Below are 1,366 nucleotides of genomic sequence, written 5' to 3' on the forward strand. Positions count from 1 at the left end.
GGCTGTGAAGGTGGGTGTTGGCTGGCCTGGGGCTGGCTGGCAGGGTCAGCGTCATGATCGCGGCTGGGTGTGGCTCATGAAAATGGTGGCCCCACGAGGTGCTCTCAGTGAGATCTGCCCATCCGGTCCGTGGTCGGGCGCCGGCCCTGTCCCTCTCGGTGGCTTGATCAGAAGCTTGCCCGGTCCGTTGCAGCGGATCGTGGCTCATCACAGTCCTGCCTCGAGAGCACACATCTTGCGGGCCGACGCCGTCACGACGTCTCCCCGGGAAGGCAGTACGCCGCAATGGCCATCGTCGCAGACCAGTACGACTTCGTCATCGGCGTGGACACTCACGCCGCCTCCCACACGCTCGCCCTGATCACCGCTGGCACCGGCGCAGTCGGGCAGCAGGCTCAGTTCCCGACCAGCCCGTCAGGGCTGCGCCGTGCCGTCGACTGGATCCAACGCCACACCCACCAGGCGCCAACGCTGATCGTCATCGACGGCGCCGGTTCCTACGGCGCCACCTTCACCGAGCAGCTATCGGCAGCCGGCTTGACCGTCGCCGAGGCCCCCGACGTTGCGGCCACCACCCGGCGTCGCCGTGGCAAGAGCGACGTCGTGGACGCCGTCGCAATGGCCCAAGCAGCTCGCAGCCTCGACATCAACGAACTGTGCTGGCCACGGGCCGGCGGCGATCGCACAGCCCTGCGCGTCCTGACAACGGCTCGCGAACAGATGAGCGGCGAACGCACCCGCGCGGTCAACGCGCTGACCGCGCTGCTGCGCACCGTCGACCTCGGCATCGACGCCCGCCGCGCCCTGACCACCACGACGATCGCCGCCGTCGCGGCCTGGCGCACCCGCAGCGACAACGCCACCCTGGCCGTCTGCCGCGCCGAGGCGATCCGGTTGGCGCGTCGCATCCGTGCCCTCGACGCAGAACTCGCCGCCAACCACACCGCGCTGCACGAAGCTGTCACCGCGCAAGCGCCACAACTGCTCGCCCTGCCAGGTGTCGGCGCCGTCGTCGCCGCCACCGTTCTGCTGGCCTGGTCCCACCCCGGCCGCGTGCGCTCCGAAGCCGCGTTCGCTGCCCTGGCCGGCGCGTCACCGCTACCGGCCTCATCAGGCAATACCACCCGCTACCGGCTCAACCGCGGCGGCGACCGACGCCTCAACCGAGCGCTCTACACCGTCGCGCTGGTCCGCATGGGCCACGACCCTCGCACCCGCGACTACGTCACCCGCCGCACCCGCGAAGGACGCACCAAACGCGAGATCATGCGCAGCCTCAAGCGCTACATCAGCCGGCAACTCTTCCGGACCCTGAACGGCGCCCATTCAGCCACCAGCACCACTTGACAGCTATAGAAGCATCTCA

The 1,366-nt window shown here is 69.4% G+C and carries 1 pseudogene; it reads left to right on the forward strand.

The window, feature by feature from the left end:
- Nucleotides 1–285: 285 nt before the first annotated feature.
- Nucleotides 286–1,366 (forward strand): annotated as a pseudogene (locus tag ACGF7U_RS31775) (IS110 family transposase); the annotation flags it as partial.

This window comes from Micromonospora sp. NPDC047670 (genome assembly GCF_043204915.1).
Classification (GTDB): domain Bacteria; phylum Actinomycetota; class Actinomycetes; order Mycobacteriales; family Micromonosporaceae; genus Micromonospora.